General features: G+C 55.6%; 1 pseudogene. It reads left to right on the top strand.

Annotated features, from left to right (window positions below):
- Positions 1 to 38 precede the first annotated feature (38 nt).
- Positions 39 to 367 (top strand): annotated as a pseudogene (locus tag GZH79_RS18560) (transposase); the annotation flags it as partial.

Raw genomic sequence — 367 nt, 5'->3', positions numbered from 1 at the left:
ATTTGGAATGAGAGTCCGACCCAACGAAGGGACGGACAATGAAGCGAACGAGATACAGCGAAGAACAGATCATCGGTATCCTGACCGAGCATGAGGTTGGCGCGAAGTGCGCTGACCTGTGCCGGAAGCACGGGATGTCGGAAGGCACCTTTTATGCCTGGAAGGCGAAGTTTGGTGGGATGACGGTTTCAGATGCCAAACGGCTGAAGGCGCTCGAAGACGAGAATGCAAAACTGAAGAAGCTCTTGGCCGAGCAGATGCTCGATGCTGCGGCGATGAAGGAACTGCTCTCAAAAAAATGGTAGGGCCCGCCGTGAAGCGCGAAGCAGTTGCGCATCTACAGGTCAAGCTGGGCCTGTCGGAACGG

It is taken from the genome of Loktanella sp. SALINAS62 (assembly GCF_018263905.1).
Classification (GTDB): Bacteria; Pseudomonadota; Alphaproteobacteria; order Rhodobacterales; family Rhodobacteraceae; genus Loktanella.
This window is presented reverse-complemented; position numbering and strand designations above follow the sequence as displayed.